This window comes from Mesorhizobium sp. M0991 (assembly GCF_040318915.1).
In the GTDB taxonomy this organism is placed as follows: Bacteria; Pseudomonadota; Alphaproteobacteria; order Rhizobiales; family Rhizobiaceae; genus Mesorhizobium.
Window position 1 is genome coordinate 135,317 of the sequence record NZ_JAMYNE010000006.1, and the last position, 15,633, is coordinate 150,949.

A 15,633-nucleotide genomic window follows, 5' to 3' on the forward strand; every position below is an offset into this window, starting at 1 on the left:
CTTAGATTTCCTGAAGTTTGAAATCGGCCGGTGCAACCGGCATGACACCCTTGAGAAGGGCCACGGATTTTTCGAGGCCCTCAAGTGAGTTGAGAAGCACGTCCTCATGCTCGATTGAAAGCCAGCCGTCGTAGCCAGCCATCTTCAAGCGATAGCAAAACTGTCGCCACCACTCCTCACTGTGGCCGAAGCCGAGTGTGATGTATGACCAGGAGCGGGCTGGAATGTCGGTCAGGTTGCCGTTTTCGAGGAGGCTGGTCACTGCCTGTTTGGGCGCGTTCAGGAATGTGTCCTTGGCATGGACGTGATAGACTGCATTGCCCAGCGCTTCCGCCGCGATCAGCGGATCGGCTCCCATCCAGAAGAGGTGCGAGGGATCGAGGTTCGCGCCAACGATAGGGCCGACTTCTTGACGGAGTTTCAGGAGCGACGGCACGTTGTAGACGCACTGGTTGCCATGCAGTTCGAGCGCAATCTTTTCCACACCGCATTCATTTGCCAGCGCCACGATCTCGGTCCAGAACGGGAAGAGTTTTTCTTCCCACTGGTATTTGAGGATCGCCTGCGTTTCCGGCGGCCAGGAAGAGACGACCCAGTTTGGCATGGTATCGGACGGATTGCCCGCAGGCAGGCCAGACATGGTGCAGACCGTCTTGATGCCCATCTCGCCTGCGACCCGGATGGTGTTCTTCAGACCTTCGCCCTGAGCCGGATCGGTCGGGTGAAGCGGATTGCCATTGGCATTGAGGCTGATCACATCAAGCCCACGATCTGAAAAGCCCTTGAGGAAGTCCTTCTGCGCGACCGTGTTACCCAGCATGGATTTGAGATCGAAATGCGGTGCGGTCGACCAGCCGCAGGTGTTGACCTCAATACCGGAGACGCCCATGCGTGCAGCGTTGTCGAGAAGGTCGTCGAGCGGCATGCCGCCGAGGCTGTCAGATACAAAACCCAGTTTCATGCGTAGAACTCCGGCTTGGAAATCATGGTGACGAGCTGCTTCTGCCCGGAAGCGAGTGCTGTTACGCCTGCCTCGGCGGCAACTGCTGCGGCATAGCCATCCCAGCAGCTTGATGCGATCTCGGGAAACACGTCTGTGTCGACGAAGCGTAGGAAGGCGCGGTTCTGGCGGCGATAGGCATCGAAATAGCGGGTCCGCCAATCGGCATCGTAGCCGGTGTGGACGCCAAGCGAGCGTTCGAGATGGGTATAAGCGACATGGCTCATGGAAATGCTCGCCTGCTCGCCCACGAGTTCGGCACGAACGTCGTAGCCGTACGCAGCGTTGTTGTTGATCTCGATGTTGACGAGCTGGCCATCGACGGTTTGGAGGACCATGAAGACGGGCGCGACGCGTCGATCAGAGCGCTTCGGCTGGAAGGCAGAGATCCAGGCATATTCGGTGCCAAGTACATGGCGCACGACGTCGAACTCATGCGGGGCGGAATTGGTGATTGCCATGGCACCGGTGAAGTCGGAGGCTGGCGTTTCCACATTGCGGTGGAAGTTGTGCATCATCAGGGCTCGGCCAAGCGTGCCATTTTCAATTGCCTCTTTCATCTCGACATAGGACTGGTCGTAGCGCCGCATGAAGCCGAGCTGGACGAACTTTTGACCAACTTCCTGTTCGGCCTGCATGATCGAGAGGCATTCGGCCGAGGACTGCGATAGGGGTTTTTCGCAGAGTACCTTCTTGCCCGCGTTGATGCAGGCGAGTGACAGCGGCGCATGAGTGAAGTCCGGGCTCGCGACGATCACCGCATCCACATCGGCACGGGCAATCACGGCTTCCGGATTACTTGCAACGTCTGCCGCACCATGGGCATCGGCCACCTTGCGAGCGCGTACTTTATCCATGTCGCAGACCACCTGAAGGGTCGCGCCCGGCATTTCCTCCACGACGATCTTGGCATGGTCAGCGCCCATCAGCCCTGCACCAATGACTGCTACACGCACCATTGGACAAACTCCTTCCATTCGGTTGGCCCAAGAGCTCAACCGCTTCCATTCAACAAATTCCACTACTTGGCGGCTATGCCAATACTCAGTCAGTGAGCGGGCGGTGGCGGAAGACCATCATGGGTCTCCATATACCCTTCAATTGAGGCTTCGAGACTGGCCATGGATTCACCACCAGCCATCAGATCAGCGATCTGCTCGCGTGTCTTTTCCCCCTTGCGGAAGTCAGCCGCAATTGCACCACGAATGAGCACTGCGAAGTGATCGCCCACTGCCATGGCATGCATCACCTGATGGGTGATGAAAATGACCGCGAGGCCACGACGCTTGGCCTCATTGACGATACGCAGTACGTGAGCAGCCTGCTTGACCCCGAGGGCTGCCGTCGGTTCGTCGAGAATGAGAACACGGGCTCCGAAATAGACAGCACGGGCAATCGCGAGCGACTGGCGTTCCCCTCCGGAAAGGCCGCCGACCAAGCGATCCCCGTCGGTGATGCGTGTGATCCCCATTTTCTGAACCTCTGCAACTGCCACTCGGGTGGCGGTTTTGCGGTCGAAATATTTGAACGGTCCCCAACCCTTTGTCGGCTCCGAACCCATGAAAAAATTACGTCCTATGGACATCAATGGATATGTCCCACCGAATTGGTGAACCGTAGCTATCCCGCGTTCCTGAGCCTCACGGGGACTGGAGAAAAGTGCGGGCTGACCATCCATCAGAATTTCGCCACGCGTCGGCTGATAGACACCAGACAGCGTTTTGATGAGCGTCGACTTACCCGCGCCGTTGTCGCCAAGCAGGCAGAGCACTTCGCCTTCACCGACCTTGAGGCTGATATCGTTCAGAACATCAATATGGCCAAACGATTTGTCGACGTTTCGAAATTCGAGAACGGGTTTCTTATCGGACATTGTCGCTCTCCTTATTTCTTCTTGGGCGTCGACCAGCTGGTGGCCAAATGACGAAACGTGTCGTTGAGCAGGACAGCGATCAAAAGCATGACACCGATAATTAGGAAGGACAGGTTTCTGTCGATCTCCGTGAAACCAATAGCTTGGGTAACAATCGAAAGGGTGAGCACCCCGAAGACAATGCCCATTACAGTACCAAAACCACCCGTGAGGAGAACGCCACCTACGACCACGGCAATAATGGTGTTGAAGATTAGGCCAAAATTGGCCTGAGACGTTGCGGAGCTGAATGTCATCACCTGAAGGACACCAGCAAAGGCCGCCGATATGGAACACAGCATGAAGAGTGCAATCTTCATCCTGGTTACAGGAATACCTGCGTTTCTCGCACTTTCTTGGTCTCCACCAAGAGCGAAGACCCAGCTTCCCTTCGGAGAGTAATGCAGAAAGAAGACGAATGCTGCGATAAGCCCACCCCACCAGAAGACGGAAGAATTGAAGCCATACACCTTCCCGCCGAAGAGCGATTTTGCCCAATCTGGCGCGTGATAGAAGGAATTGGTGTTGTTGATGAAGAAGATCGACAGGTAGAGCGTGATGCCGGCCACTGCAAAGAGCGTCGCCAATGTCACGATGAACGACGGCACGCGCGTGTGAGTTACTATGTATCCATTGATGAAGCCGATCAGTGCACCGATGGCAAGCGCTGCAGCTACACCGACAAGCACAGGCATTTGATAGTGCTCGCAGACAATCGCAACTGTCATCGTGGACGCGGGAAGTACAGCACCGGTTGAAATATCGAGTTCACCGGCAATCATCAGGAACCCGACCGGAATTGCAATCATTCCTATGAGTGACGCGAAGTTCACCCACGTAGTTACACCAGCTACGGACAAAAAGTTGCGGCTATATCCGAACATCGCAAAAAGGATGAATACAGCCACGAAACCCATGAAAGCACCAGCGGCAGGGGTGCGAAAAAAGGCCTTAATGGATGAAATGGCCGATTCACTCTCGATGGCGGATGTTTCAACGGTGCTGGTTCTTAGGTTTGTGGCGGTCATGGAAGCAAAATCCTCAGTTAGCGCAGACGAAGCTACATAGAGGGAGCATGGATGAGACCCGGCCAGGTTAGCGGCCAGGTCTCAGCCTCGGGCCAGCCTCAACGTGCGCCGAGTTTGACGCCTTCGATTGCCGAAGCAACATTGGTCTTGTCGACAATCGCCGGACCAGTCAGAACCGGCTTCGTTGCAATCGCAGTGCCGAACTTCAGGTTTGCAAACAGCATGGAGGTTGCGAGGAACCCCTGCAGATAAGGCTGCTGGTCGATTGCGAAGGTCTGGGTGCCCTTCGAAATTCGATCCAGAACCGAGGCGGACATATCGAAGGTGCCAAGCTGAATCTTGCCGGTCTTGCTCTGCTGATCGATGGAGCTAGCGGCAGCATCTGCAGCCCATGCAGCGAGCGTAATGACGGCGTCAATGGACGGATCGGCGATCAGCTCGGATTTGATTGCTTCAGAGGTACCATTCATGTCCTGGTCAAGGTTAGCAGGAACACGGAGGATGAAGGTGTCTGCGCCAGCCTTCTTCGCACCGTCTTGAACGCCCTTGCAGCGGGTCTCGAGATTTACGGCACCTGGGTTCTGGATGTGGCAGAGGATTTTCTTTGCACCATGAGAAGCGAGATACTTGCCACCCTCAACACCTGCCAGATATTCGTCCGACCCGAAATAGTTTAGCGAGCCGTAATTATCCATCTCACTCTGGCCAGCGTTGAAGGAGATGATCACCACGCCCTTGTCCCGCGCAGCCTTAAGGGCAGTGGTTTCGGATTCTGGCAGCCAGTTCGGGATAGCAATACCTTTAGCGCCCTGGGCTACAGCCTGTTCGATTAGCGAAGCGAGGTCCGGGCCGAAGTTGTCATAGTTTTGGGTCTGCATGAAATTGACGGTGCCGCCATTAGCCTTGACCATCAGCGAAGCATCATCGACGCCCTTCTTGACCATGTTCCAGAAGCCATCTTGGGCCGAACCCACGATGACGGCGATATCCGTGTCACCCGCATGAGCGCTGGATGCCAGCATGAATGCCATGGCTGCGGTGGCGATTTTCTTGGTGAACGACATGTCGAATTCCTCCTCAGGTTAAAGCCGCATGGCAGCGGCTCGACATACTTTTTTGCCTTTTTGGCCGTGCGGCCGATCCCGGTAGGCACGCGCAGGTCCGCGATCTCAACACAACGACGTTGAGCCTCCTCGTCCAAATTGTGCGCTGGGCCTCCCCCCAAAGCGCTGACGGCTCCTAGATCGCTGAGCACTGTCAACGCGTAATGAATGCTACGTTGACATCGTTCAGGTCAATCTGGATTACTATCGCTTCAGAACTTCGTCTCAAATCATTTCGAAAATTTGTATGGATGATATTTTTTGAGATGCCGAAACCAGAGTAATGGAATTTTTGACATGAAGAGACCAACCATTCCAGACTTGGCAAGAGCTGCAGGTGTATCCGTGTCAACGGTCAATCGAGTACTGTCCGAGCCTGAATCGGTCCGGAGCAATACGCGCACACGCGTTTTGGCAGCCGCTGAGGAAATCGGCTTCTACGGACTTGGCACCATCAAGCAGGCGGCGAAGGCACAAGAGGTGATCCACCGTGTCGGCGTTTTGCTGCAGCGACGGGAGAGACGCTTCTATCGCCTACTCGGCGATTCAATTGCGCAAGCTGCGGAAGCTTATCCTGCCTGCAATATCGATCTAACGGTCGAGTATATGGAAGACCTCACGCCGGAGAAAGTCGCGGCACATATTCAGTCGCTCGGCGGGCGGTGCGAAGCACTTGCGATTGTAGCGCCGCAGCATCCTGCCGTTGCTGACGCGATTGACGCAGTTCTTGAAAGCGGCGTGCCGGTCGTTTCACTTATCGGCCCCCTCACGGCCAAGGGAGGCATCAGCTTTGTGGGGCTCGATAATTGGAAAGTAGGACGCACCGCTGCCTGGGCGTTTGACCGCATGGTGAGACAGCCGGGGAAAATAGGCATTCTTTTGGGCAGCCACCGATTGCGAAACCAGGAAATGAACGAAAGCGGGTTTCGTTCTTACTTCCGTGAACATAATTCGGGATTCACGCTGCTCGAACCGTTGCCAACTTACGAGTCAGCCGTGGTTGCCCGTGAACATGTCGAAAAGCTGCTGACAGACCATCCGGATATGTGCGGACTATTCATCTCAGGGGGTGGTGTTACAGGTGCGATAGCCGCACTCAGGGCTACTCCAAAACGGGAAGACTTCGTTACCGTAGGCTATGAACTCTTTGAAGATACGCGGGCTGCTTTGATAGATGGTACGATTTCGCTGATCCTGTCACACCCCATAGAGCGTTTTGCATCAGAGACTATTGCAACTCTGGTGAAAGCGAAGAACGCAGGTCCTGATAACGGGGTATTTAGGATCACGTTTCCATTCGATATGTACAGCCCGGAGAGCGTTTGATGACGACTTGGCTCTTAAGTTGGCCATCCAAATGGCAGGCTGGGGTGCACCTACCTCTTCACGTCCGCTTTGGGCCGCGCGCGGAATGGCGGCTTTTGGTGTCCGAAGAACGATAGCGGACGTTCAGCCCGGTGAGACCAGGGTCTGAAGCTGACCCGATGCAGGCCGCAGTGAACTCGAAGTGGCCATTCGCAATCGCGCAAACAGTCTCCCTGACAGCGAGGTGCTGGCGGGACGTTTGGCGTAGTAAGCTTTGCGCTCGCAACCTACGCAAATTGGGCGTATCGTTGGCATATCGTCGGCTGCTAATACATGAGCCGGCGACTGAGAGCGCAAGACTCCCGCAGCGGACTGGGCGCGCTAGAATCCACAACTACTCGTTGCGCTCACGAGACAATCTGCCTCTGCCGAAACCTCTTTTGCTCGGTTCCGGCCAGAATTGCCTTTTGCAAATCGGAAGAGGAGCGCTTGATGCAGATTCTGCAAACCCGCCGCCGATTCCTGACCGGCGCTGCAATGGCAGGCGCTGCCGGTATCGTCGGTCTTCCGGAGTCACTCCACGCCGAGCCGCTGGAAACGACCACGGTTCGTCTGCCGCGGTGGGTTGGTGGTTCCTATTGCTGGGCAGGCGCGTACATCGCCGGAGAACTGATGCGCGCAGAGGGCTTCACCGACGTTCGCTACGTAGAAGCCGACAGAAGCGTCGACCAATCGGAATGGATCGCACGCGGTGAGACCGATTTCTCTGTGAACTTTCCGCCGAATCAGATCGCGTCGATCGACGCTGGCGTGCCGATCAAGGTGCTAACCGGGTTGCACTCGGGATGCCTCGAACTGATCGCCAAGGAGAGCATCCGCAGCGTCACGGATCTGCGGGGCAAGAGGGTGGGCGTGGATGGTTTCAATAACTCGCGACACATGTGGCTGACGCTCATGTCCGCGTATGTCGGGCTCGATCCCGTGAACGATATCCGATGGGTCTTGACTAAGGACGTCAAGCCCACGGAACTCTTCATCCAAGGGAAGATCGACGCATTCCTTGGGACGCCGCCCCAGCCGCAGGAGCTGCGCGCCAAGAAGATCGGCCACACGATCCTCAACAATGCCGTCGACCGCCCATGGTCACAGTATTTCTGCTGCATGATCTCCGCCACCACGGACTACGTGAACAGGTACCCGGTGGCGACCAAGCGGGTCTTGCGATCCATCCTCAAGGCCGCCGACCTCTGCGTGTCGGATCCGCAGTGGGTGGCCCGGCAGATGGTCGATCGCGATTTCGTCCCGTCGCATGACTACGCGCTCCAAACGCTCAAGGATATCCGCTACGACCGCTGGCGGGAATTCGATCCTGAAGACTCCCTGCGGTTCTACACACTGCGCATGCAGGAAACGGGCATGATCAAATCGAGCCCGCAACAGATCATCGCCAACGGAACGGACTGGCACTTCCTCGACGAGTTGAAGCGTGAGCTGAAAACCTGAGCAGCTGGCTGACTCGTTGTGCCTTTTTCCTTGGGAAGGAGAAGCCCATGCAGATCATCCAGAACCGCCGTCATTTCCTAGCCGGCGCTGCGGCCGTCGGCGCCGCAGGACTTATCGGCACCGCAACACAAGCCCGGGCCGAGCCGCCGCTGGAGACCACTTCCGTCCGCCTGCCGCGGTACATCGGCGGCGCCTATTGCTGGGCGGGCCTGTACATCGCCGGAGAAATGCTGCGCGCCGAGGGGTTCACCGATGTCCGCTATGTGCAAGGCGAAAAGAAGGTTGATCATTCGGCGTGGATCGCAAACGGCGAGACGGATTTCAGTGTGAACTACGTGCCGATTCATCTGGCGTCGATCGATGCAGGAGTGCCGATCAGGGTACTAAGCGGACTGCACTCCGGGTGCCTCGAACTGATCGCCAACGACAGCGTCAAAGGCATCTCGGACCTGCGGGGAAAGCGGGTTGGGGTCTTTACGCTTGATTCGCCGCAATACGTGTTGGTTTCTCTGATGGCCGCCTATGTTGGGCTCGATCCCGTCAACGACATCGAATGGGTCATCGAAGAACACAATTTTGCGGAAGGCTTCGTCGAAGGAAAATACGATGCAGTCCTCGGCCAACCGCCCCGCACGCAGGAACTTCGCTCCAGGAAAGTAGGCCATACGATCCTCAACTCGACCACCGACCTGCCCTGGTCGCAGCATTTCTGCTGCATGATTTCCGCGACTGCGGATTATGTCGACAGGCATCCGGTGGCGACAAAGCGCGTGCTCAGGGCCATCCTCAAGGGCGCCGACCTCTGCGCGTCGGATCCGCCATTGGTAGCGCAGCAGATGGTCGATCGAGGGTTCGTGCCCAGCTACGACTACGCGCTGCAAACGCTGCACGACATCCGGTACGACAGGTGGCGGGATTACGATGCCGAAGCCTCGATGCGCTTCTACGCGCTGCGCATGCACGAAACGGGCATGATCAAGTCGAGCCCGCAAACGATCATCGCCACCGGCACTGACTGGCGTTTCCTTGACGAGTTGAAGCGCGAGTTGAAGACGTGAGGGGCAGCCAGCCTCGTGCCATTTTCAATGGGAGGGAGAACCCCATGCAGATCATCCAGAACCGCCGCCGCTTCCTGGCCGGTGCTGCGGCAGCAGGCGCTGCAGGTCTCATCGGCGCAACGACTGACGCTTGGGCCGAGGCACCCCCTGAAACGACCTCCGTCCGCTTGCCGCGGTGGATCGATGGTGCCTACTGCTGGGCGGGGATGTACCTGGCCGGAGAGCTCCTCAAAGCGGAGGGCTTCACCGACGTCCGCTACGTGCAGGGCGACGAGAAAGTCGATCAGGCGGTGTGGATTGCACGCGGCGACACGGATTTCAGCATGAACTACGCGCCGGTCCACGTCGCGTCGATCGACGCCGGCGTGCCAATCAGGGTGCTTGGCGGTCTGCACTCCGGGTGCCTCGAGCTGATCGCCAACGACAGCATCCAAGGCATCCCGGACCTCAAGGGCAAGCGGGTGGGCATGCACGACATCGATGCGCCGTCGCGCGTGCTGGTCGCCCTGATGGCCGCCTATATCGGACTGGACCCCGTCAACGACATCGAATGGGTCCAGGAAAGCAAGCCGGTGGAAGCCTTCGCCGACGGGAAGTTCGATGCATATCTCTTCACGCCGCCGGAGACGCAGCAACTGCGCGCCAAGAAAATCGGCCACACGATCCTCAACACGACCCTCGACCGCCCTTGGTCGCAGTACTTCTGCTGCATGACTTCGGCCGCTGCGGACTACGTGAACAGATATCCGGTGGCGACCAAGCGCGTGCTAAGAGCCATCGTCAAGGGCGCCGACCTATGCATTTCGGATCCCGCATGGAGTGCAGCGCAGATGGTCGATCGAGGTTTCGTCCCCAGCTACGAAATCGCGCTGCAAACGCTGAGCGACACGCGGTACGACGTCTGGCGGGACTACGATGCCGAAGCCTCGATGCGCTTCTACGCGCTGCGCATGCACGAAACGGGCATGATCAAGTCGAGCCCACAGCAGATCATCGCCGATGGAACGGACTGGCGCTTCATCGAGGAGCTGAAGCGTGAGTTGAAAACCTGAGCCTGCTTTGTCCCAGGGAGGAAGCGTGACATGCGGATCATTCAGAATCGACGCCGTTTCATGGCCGGCCTGGCAGCCGGCACCGTGGGAATTGTCGCAACCCCGAGATTGGCGTTTGCCGAGCCGGAGCCCGAGACGACCAGTGTCCGGCTGGGCCGGTGGGTCGGAGGCGCCTACTGCTGGGAGTCGCTCTACCTCGCTGGCGAACTGCTCCGCGCCGGCGGTATGACCGATGTCCAGTACGTGCAAGGTAATCAAAAGTACTTCGACAGCAGCGAATGGATTGCAGCGGGTGAGACGGACTTCGACTTCAACATGCCGCCGATGCACATCCGCAGCGTCGAGGCCGGGGTGCCCGTCAAGATCCTGGCCGGCGTGCATTCCGGCTGCTGGGAGTTGCGAGCGAACGATCGCGTCAACAGCGTTGCCGACCTAAAGGGCAAGCGGGTGGGGGTCTGGGCGATGAACGACCACCCGCAGGTGTTTCTCCAACTGCTGATCAACTATGTCGGGCTCGATCCCAACCACGATATTGAGTGGGTCGTAGGCGTCCAGGAGAACGGCTCGCTCATGCAGAACTTCATCGACGGCAAGGTCGATGCCTTCCTGGTAGACACCAGCCAATACTCCGAGGTTCGGAACAAGAAGGTAGGTCACACGGTCTTCAGCAATCTTATCGACCGTCCTTGGTCGCAGTATTTTTGTTGCATGCTCGCCGGCCGGACCGACTATGTCGATAGGTATCCGGTCGCCACCAAGCGCGTGCTGCGGGCCATCCTCCAGGCTGTCGAATTCTGCGTGTCGAACCCGAAATCGGCCGCCCGCGCGGTGGTTGATCGAGGCTTTCTGCCGAGCTACGACGTTGCACTGACCACTCTGCAGAACACCGGGCACGACAGGTGGCGGGAATACGATGCTGAAGACTCGGTGCGCTTCTACGCGCTGCGCCTCCTGGAGACGGGCATGATCAAGTCGAGCCCGCAGGAGATCATCGTCAAAGGGACGGATTTCCACTTCTTCGAAGAGATCAAGCGCGAACTGAAGACGTGAAAGGCGCAGCGCGAAGGACCGCTGAAGAGGAGAACGTCATGCACATCATCCAGAACCGCCGCCGCTTCATGGCCGGCATCGCGGCGGGTGCCGCGGGATTAATCGCAGCCCCGAGGCTGGCGCTCGCCGAGCCGGCGCCAGAGACGACGAAAGTCCGGTTGCCGGTGTTCGCCAAGGTCTCGGACTGCCAATCGCCGATGTATGCGGCCACCGAGCTTCTGCATGCCGAAGGCTTGACCGACGTTGAGTTCGTGTCTTCGGGCACCGGCCCGGATTCGTCGGACTGGATCGGCCACGGCGAGATCGACTTCGACTGGAACTACCCGCTCGCGCATGTGCTTAACATCGCAAAAGGCGCGCCGATAAAAGTCTTGACCGGCTTGCATGTCGGCTGTCTTGAGCTGATCGCAAACGATCGGGTCGTTGGCATCCCTGATCTGAAGGGTAAGACGGTCGGAGTGGATGGCAGCACCATCCAGTATCTGTTGCTGAATGTGATGTCTTCCTATGTTGGCCTTGATCCGGCAAAGGATTTCAAAACTCTCGTAACCCCCGATGCGGTTCAAAGCCTCGCGGAGGGTAAGATCGATGCGTTCCTCGGCGGACCGCCCACGCCCCAGCAGGCGCGCGAGCGAAAGCTCGGCCATGTACTTGTCAGCACGGCGATCGACAAACCATGGTCGCAGTATTTTTGTTGCATGCTCGCGAGCACCGCAGATTACGCAGGACGTTACCCGATGGCGACTAAACGAGTCATGCGCTCCCTACTCAAGGCCGTGGACCTCTGCATAACCAATCCGGAAGCGGTTGCGAAAAGTGCGGTCAATATAGGCTACGCCACCGACTACACGCTTCAGGCTATCCGTTCCGACATACGCTACGACAAATGGCGCGAATATGACCCCGAGGATTCCCTGCGTTTCTATGCGCTGCGTATGCAGGAGACAAATGCGGTCACGATGAGGCCACAGGAGGTTCTGGACCGCGGCACCGACTGGCGTTTCCTTAAGGAGCTCAAGCGCGAGATGAAGACGTGAGCCGCTGGCCGACGCGCGCGTTGCTGCTCCTCGCCCTCGTCGCTGAGCCTGCGCACACCTCTGCGCACGAAGCGTCAGCGCACGCTGGGAAGAGCGAGCGCCTGCCGATGATGGGCGCTGCACCGGATTTCACGCTGATATCGCAGGACCACAAGCCGGTGTCGCTGCGCGACTTCCGCGGCAAGGTGGTCGCCATCGCCTTCATCTATACGTACTGTACCGACGTCTGCCCCATGCTGACCGCCCATATGGCCAGCGTGCAGGAAAAGTTGGGTAGTGCGTTCGGACCCCAATTCGCCTTTGTTTCGATCACCGTCGACCCGGAGCGCGACACGCCCGATGTTTTGAAGGAATATGCGCAGAATTTTGGCGCCGATCTGAAGGGCTGGTCGTTTCTTACCGGTGATCCGGCGGTCGTCCATGAGGTGGGACGGAAATACGGGGTCATCGCGAAGAAGGCGGCGAACGGAGATGTCGACCATACCTTGTTGACGTCGCTCGTAGACCCCAATGGCATCTTGCGAGTACAGTATCTTGGCGTCCGGTTCGACTTGGAGGAGTTCCGGGATGACCTTGTCAGCCTCTTGGACGAATCCAAATAGCATAACGAACCGGCTCGTTGGCTGGGTTGCCCGGCTGCCGGCGCGCGTCCAGACCAAGCTCTTGATCGCGTTCCTGTCGATCGTCGGCCTGCTGATCGTGCTCGGGGCCGTCGGGTTGCAGGTGCTGAGTGGGGTCAACGATCAGACCAACGAGCTGATCAAGCTGCAGCGCAGGATCGCGGCCTACCGCCAGGTACAGCACGATACGACCAGCCAGCTCTACGGCATCTCCACCGCCCTGTTGCTTCAGGACGACCGGATGCTGGATGCGGCGCTGCGCCAGCTCAATCAGTTCGGCTACGACCTCGACCGCATGGAGTTCGTCGCCAAAGCCGAGGTGGAAGTGCTTGGCCAGGTCAGGCAAGAGTACGAACGGCTGACGGCCGGCGTGACGCACGTGGCAGAGCTCGTCCGCGCCGGCCGCACTGAGGAGGCGCGCAAGGTTCAGCTTGATGGAATCATACCGTCGGCTGAGCGCCTCGAGCGGCTGACAAACCAGCTGGTCAACATGGCCGAAGCCGACATGGTGGCGGCCATCGAAACGACCGAGGGTGCGTACGGCACGTCCAGGCTGATCGTGGTCTCGTTTGCGGTGGGCAGTATCCTGCTGGCGTTGGGGCTCGGCTACATCATCTCCTGGTCGTTGATCGAACCGGTCAAGAAGATCGAGACGCGTCTCAGCCAGATAGCGGCCGGCGACTTCGCCCAACACGTTGCCGTCGCCAATCGCGACGAACTTGGAGTGCTCGCCGCTAACGTCAACCGGACCTCCGACCAGCTGGGGCGCCTGTATCAGGAGATTGAGACGCGCACCCAGCAGCTCGACGAAGCCCTTCAGCAGCAGACAGCCACTGCAGACGTTCTGAAGGTCATCAGCCGCTCTACCTTCGATCTGCAGGTCGTGCTCGATACGTTGGTGGAATCGGCTGTCAGGCTCTGCCGTGCCGACAAGGGTGGTATCGTGCAGTTGCTTGATGGCGTATTCCGCTATGTGTCGACGCATGGCTACCCGCCCAGTTTCCGTGCTTATGTCGACGCCAATCCATTTCCAGCGCTTGCCGCAGGCCGAGGCTCCGCCGTAGGGCGCGTAATCGAAGAACGGCGGATCGTGCAAATCGAAGACGTGACCGCTGATCCGGACTACCGCGTTGCCTTGATCGCTGAGGCAGGCGGATTCCGCACCGTCCTCGCTGCCCCGCTGTTGCGGGAAGGTGATCTCGTTGGCGTATTCGTCATGACGAGGGTTGAGCCGCAACCTTTCAACCCCAAGGAGATCGCGCTCGTCGAGACATTCGCCGACCAGGCGGTGATCGCCATCGAGAATGCGCGGCTCTTCGAGGCGGTGCAGTCACGGACGCGCGAGCTTGCCGCGTCTGTTGGTGAGCTCGAGGCGCTTGGTGAGGTGAGCAAGGCAGTCAATTCGACGCTGGATCTCGACACGGTGCTGAAGACGATCGTTGCCAAGGCGGTCCAGTTGTCGGAAACGGATGCTGGCACCATCTACGTGTTCAGCAGCACGCGGCAGCAATTCCGTCCGCGCGCAAACTTCGGTATGAGCGATGAGCTTATCGCCGCAGTCTCGCACCAGACGATCGGGCTGGCCGACATGGGGATCGGCGACGCGCCCGGGCGCTGCATGCCGGTGCAGTTTCCCGACCTCAGCGAGGAGACCTCATCCTTCCTTGTAAGAAAGACGATCGTCGACGCCGGATATCGCGGTATCCTGATCGTTCCGCTGCTGAGGCCCAACAAGATCGTCGGTGCACTGGTCGTCAGGCGCCACAAGCCAGGTGCCTTCCATGAGCAAGTTGTCCACCTGCTGGAGACCTTCGCAGCCCAATCGGTGCTCGCGATCCAGAATGCCAAGCTGTTCCGCGAGATCGAGGAGAAAGGCCGGGAGCTGGAGGCAGCTAGCCGCCACAAGTCCCAGTTCCTCGCGAATATGAGCCACGAGCTCAGGACACCGCTCAATTCGGTCTTGGGCTTCACAGAACTGCTGGTCGACGGCATCTACGGCGAACTCCCGGACAAGGCAAAGACGACCGTCGCGCGCGTGCAGGCGAACGGCCGTCACCTCCTCGGGCTCATCAATGACGTACTCGACCTTTCCAAGATCGAAGCCGGCCAGCTCACGCTGGCGATCGAGGACTACTCCATCGCGCAGATTGTTCGATCGACCGTTACGGCTGTCGAACCGCTGGCACGAGCGAAGGGTCTTGAGCTTTCAACGACTGTTGCCGAGAACCTTCCATTCGGCCGCGGGGACGAGCGCCGTTTGACGCAGGTCCTGCTCAATCTTGTAGGCAATGCCGTCAAGTTCACCGAAACGGGTGCGGTCGACGTTCTTGCCGATGCGGTCGACGGGCACTTCGAGATCACCGTCCGAGACACCGGTCCCGGCATCGCGTCCAAGGACCAGGCTCTCATCTTCGAAGAATTCCAGCAGGTCGACAACAGCAGCACCAGGCAGAAGGGTGGCACAGGTCTTGGCCTGGCGATCTCGAAGCGCATCGTCGAAATGCATGGCGGAACCATAGACGTCGAGTCCGTGATCGGGTCAGGGTCGACATTCCGTCTCAAGGTACCAATCTGGGTGAATGAGGACGTGAGGGCCGCATGAGCAAACGAATCCTTATGGTGGAAGACACCGAGGACAACCGCCAGATCATCCGCGATCTCATTGCCACCACCGAATACGAACTGATCGAGGCGGCGGACGGCGCCGCCGGCATCGCTGCAGCCGGAGCGCATAGGCCAGACCTGATCCTTATGGACATTCAGCTCCCGGTGATCGACGGGTATGAAGCGGCCCGCCGCATCAAGGCCGACCCGGCGCTCCGGCACATTCCGATTATCGCCGTCACCTCCTACGCGCTGTCGGGCGACGAGGCGAAAGCCCTTGCTGCTGGCTGCGATGGTTACATTGCCAAGCCATTCAGTCCGCGCCAGCTGCTTTCCGAGATTCGCGGGTTCCTTTCTTGAG

At 58.6% G+C, this 15,633-nt stretch carries 14 protein-coding genes; 9 read left to right on the forward strand and 5 right to left on the reverse strand.

Features of this window, described 5'->3' with window-relative positions; genetic code table 11:
• Position 1 precedes the first annotated feature (1 nt).
• From NKH70_RS11725 to NKH70_RS11745, 5 genes are all read right to left on the reverse strand, one after another.
• Positions 2–961, reverse strand: a complete 960-nt coding sequence (locus tag NKH70_RS11725) for a sugar phosphate isomerase/epimerase family protein (protein ID WP_353025287.1) — start codon at positions 959–961, stop codon at positions 2–4.
• On the reverse strand, positions 958–1,959 hold the full coding sequence (locus NKH70_RS11730) for a Gfo/Idh/MocA family oxidoreductase (RefSeq protein WP_353025288.1): 1,002 nt from the start codon (positions 1,957–1,959) through the stop codon (positions 958–960). Before NKH70_RS11730 ends, NKH70_RS11725 begins: the two co-directional genes overlap by 4 nt.
• 89 nt (positions 1,960–2,048) lie before the next feature.
• Entirely contained in the window at positions 2,049–2,873 is an 825-nt protein-coding gene (locus NKH70_RS11735) for an ATP-binding cassette domain-containing protein (RefSeq protein WP_353025289.1), read from the reverse strand.
• An 11-nt stretch (positions 2,874–2,884) separates the two neighbouring features.
• Positions 2,885–3,940 carry an ABC transporter permease gene (locus NKH70_RS11740; RefSeq protein WP_353025291.1) on the reverse strand — a complete coding sequence of 352 codons (1,056 nt, stop codon included), beginning with the start codon at positions 3,938–3,940 and terminating at the stop codon, positions 2,885–2,887.
• Positions 3,941–4,038: 98 nt separating this feature from the next.
• On the reverse strand, positions 4,039–5,004 hold the full coding sequence (locus tag NKH70_RS11745; protein ID WP_353025292.1) for a substrate-binding domain-containing protein: 966 nt from the start codon (positions 5,002–5,004) through the stop codon (positions 4,039–4,041).
• 336 nt (positions 5,005–5,340) lie between these two features.
• On the opposite strand from NKH70_RS11745, the gene NKH70_RS11750 reads away from it, so the two are divergent.
• From NKH70_RS11750 to NKH70_RS11790, 9 genes are all read left to right on the forward strand, one after another.
• Positions 5,341–6,369, forward strand: coding sequence for a LacI family DNA-binding transcriptional regulator (locus tag NKH70_RS11750; RefSeq protein WP_353025293.1), 1,029 nt, complete (start codon positions 5,341–5,343; stop codon positions 6,367–6,369).
• A 471-nt stretch (positions 6,370–6,840) separates the two neighbouring features.
• Positions 6,841–7,851, forward strand: coding sequence for an ABC transporter substrate-binding protein (locus tag NKH70_RS11755; RefSeq protein ID WP_353025294.1), 1,011 nt, complete (start codon positions 6,841–6,843; stop codon positions 7,849–7,851).
• 47 nt (positions 7,852–7,898) lie between these two features.
• Entirely contained in the window at positions 7,899–8,909 is a 1,011-nt protein-coding gene (locus NKH70_RS11760; protein WP_353025295.1) for an ABC transporter substrate-binding protein, read from the forward strand.
• A 44-nt stretch (positions 8,910–8,953) separates the two neighbouring features.
• Positions 8,954–9,961, forward strand: coding sequence for an ABC transporter substrate-binding protein (locus NKH70_RS11765; protein WP_352449182.1), 1,008 nt, complete (start codon positions 8,954–8,956; stop codon positions 9,959–9,961).
• 30 nt (positions 9,962–9,991) lie between these two features.
• Entirely contained in the window at positions 9,992–11,011 is a 1,020-nt protein-coding gene (locus NKH70_RS11770) for an ABC transporter substrate-binding protein (RefSeq protein ID WP_353025297.1), read from the forward strand.
• 38 nt (positions 11,012–11,049) lie between these two features.
• Positions 11,050–12,048 (forward strand): ABC transporter substrate-binding protein, encoded by a 999-nt coding sequence (locus NKH70_RS11775; RefSeq protein ID WP_353025298.1) that lies wholly within the window; start codon positions 11,050–11,052, stop codon positions 12,046–12,048.
• Positions 12,045–12,650 carry an SCO family protein gene (locus NKH70_RS11780; RefSeq protein ID WP_352532382.1) on the forward strand — a complete coding sequence of 202 codons (606 nt, stop codon included), beginning with the start codon at positions 12,045–12,047 and terminating at the stop codon, positions 12,648–12,650. Before NKH70_RS11775 ends, NKH70_RS11780 begins: the two co-directional genes overlap by 4 nt.
• Positions 12,616–15,270, forward strand: coding sequence for a GAF domain-containing protein (locus NKH70_RS11785; protein ID WP_353025300.1), 2,655 nt, complete (start codon positions 12,616–12,618; stop codon positions 15,268–15,270). The genes NKH70_RS11780 and NKH70_RS11785 overlap by 35 nt, the downstream gene beginning before the upstream one ends.
• The gene (locus NKH70_RS11790; RefSeq protein WP_140762002.1) at positions 15,267–15,632 is read left to right on the forward strand and encodes a response regulator; all 366 of its coding nucleotides are present in this window, start codon (positions 15,267–15,269) and stop codon (positions 15,630–15,632) included. The genes NKH70_RS11785 and NKH70_RS11790 overlap by 4 nt, the downstream gene beginning before the upstream one ends.
• Position 15,633: the final 1 nt, after the last annotated feature.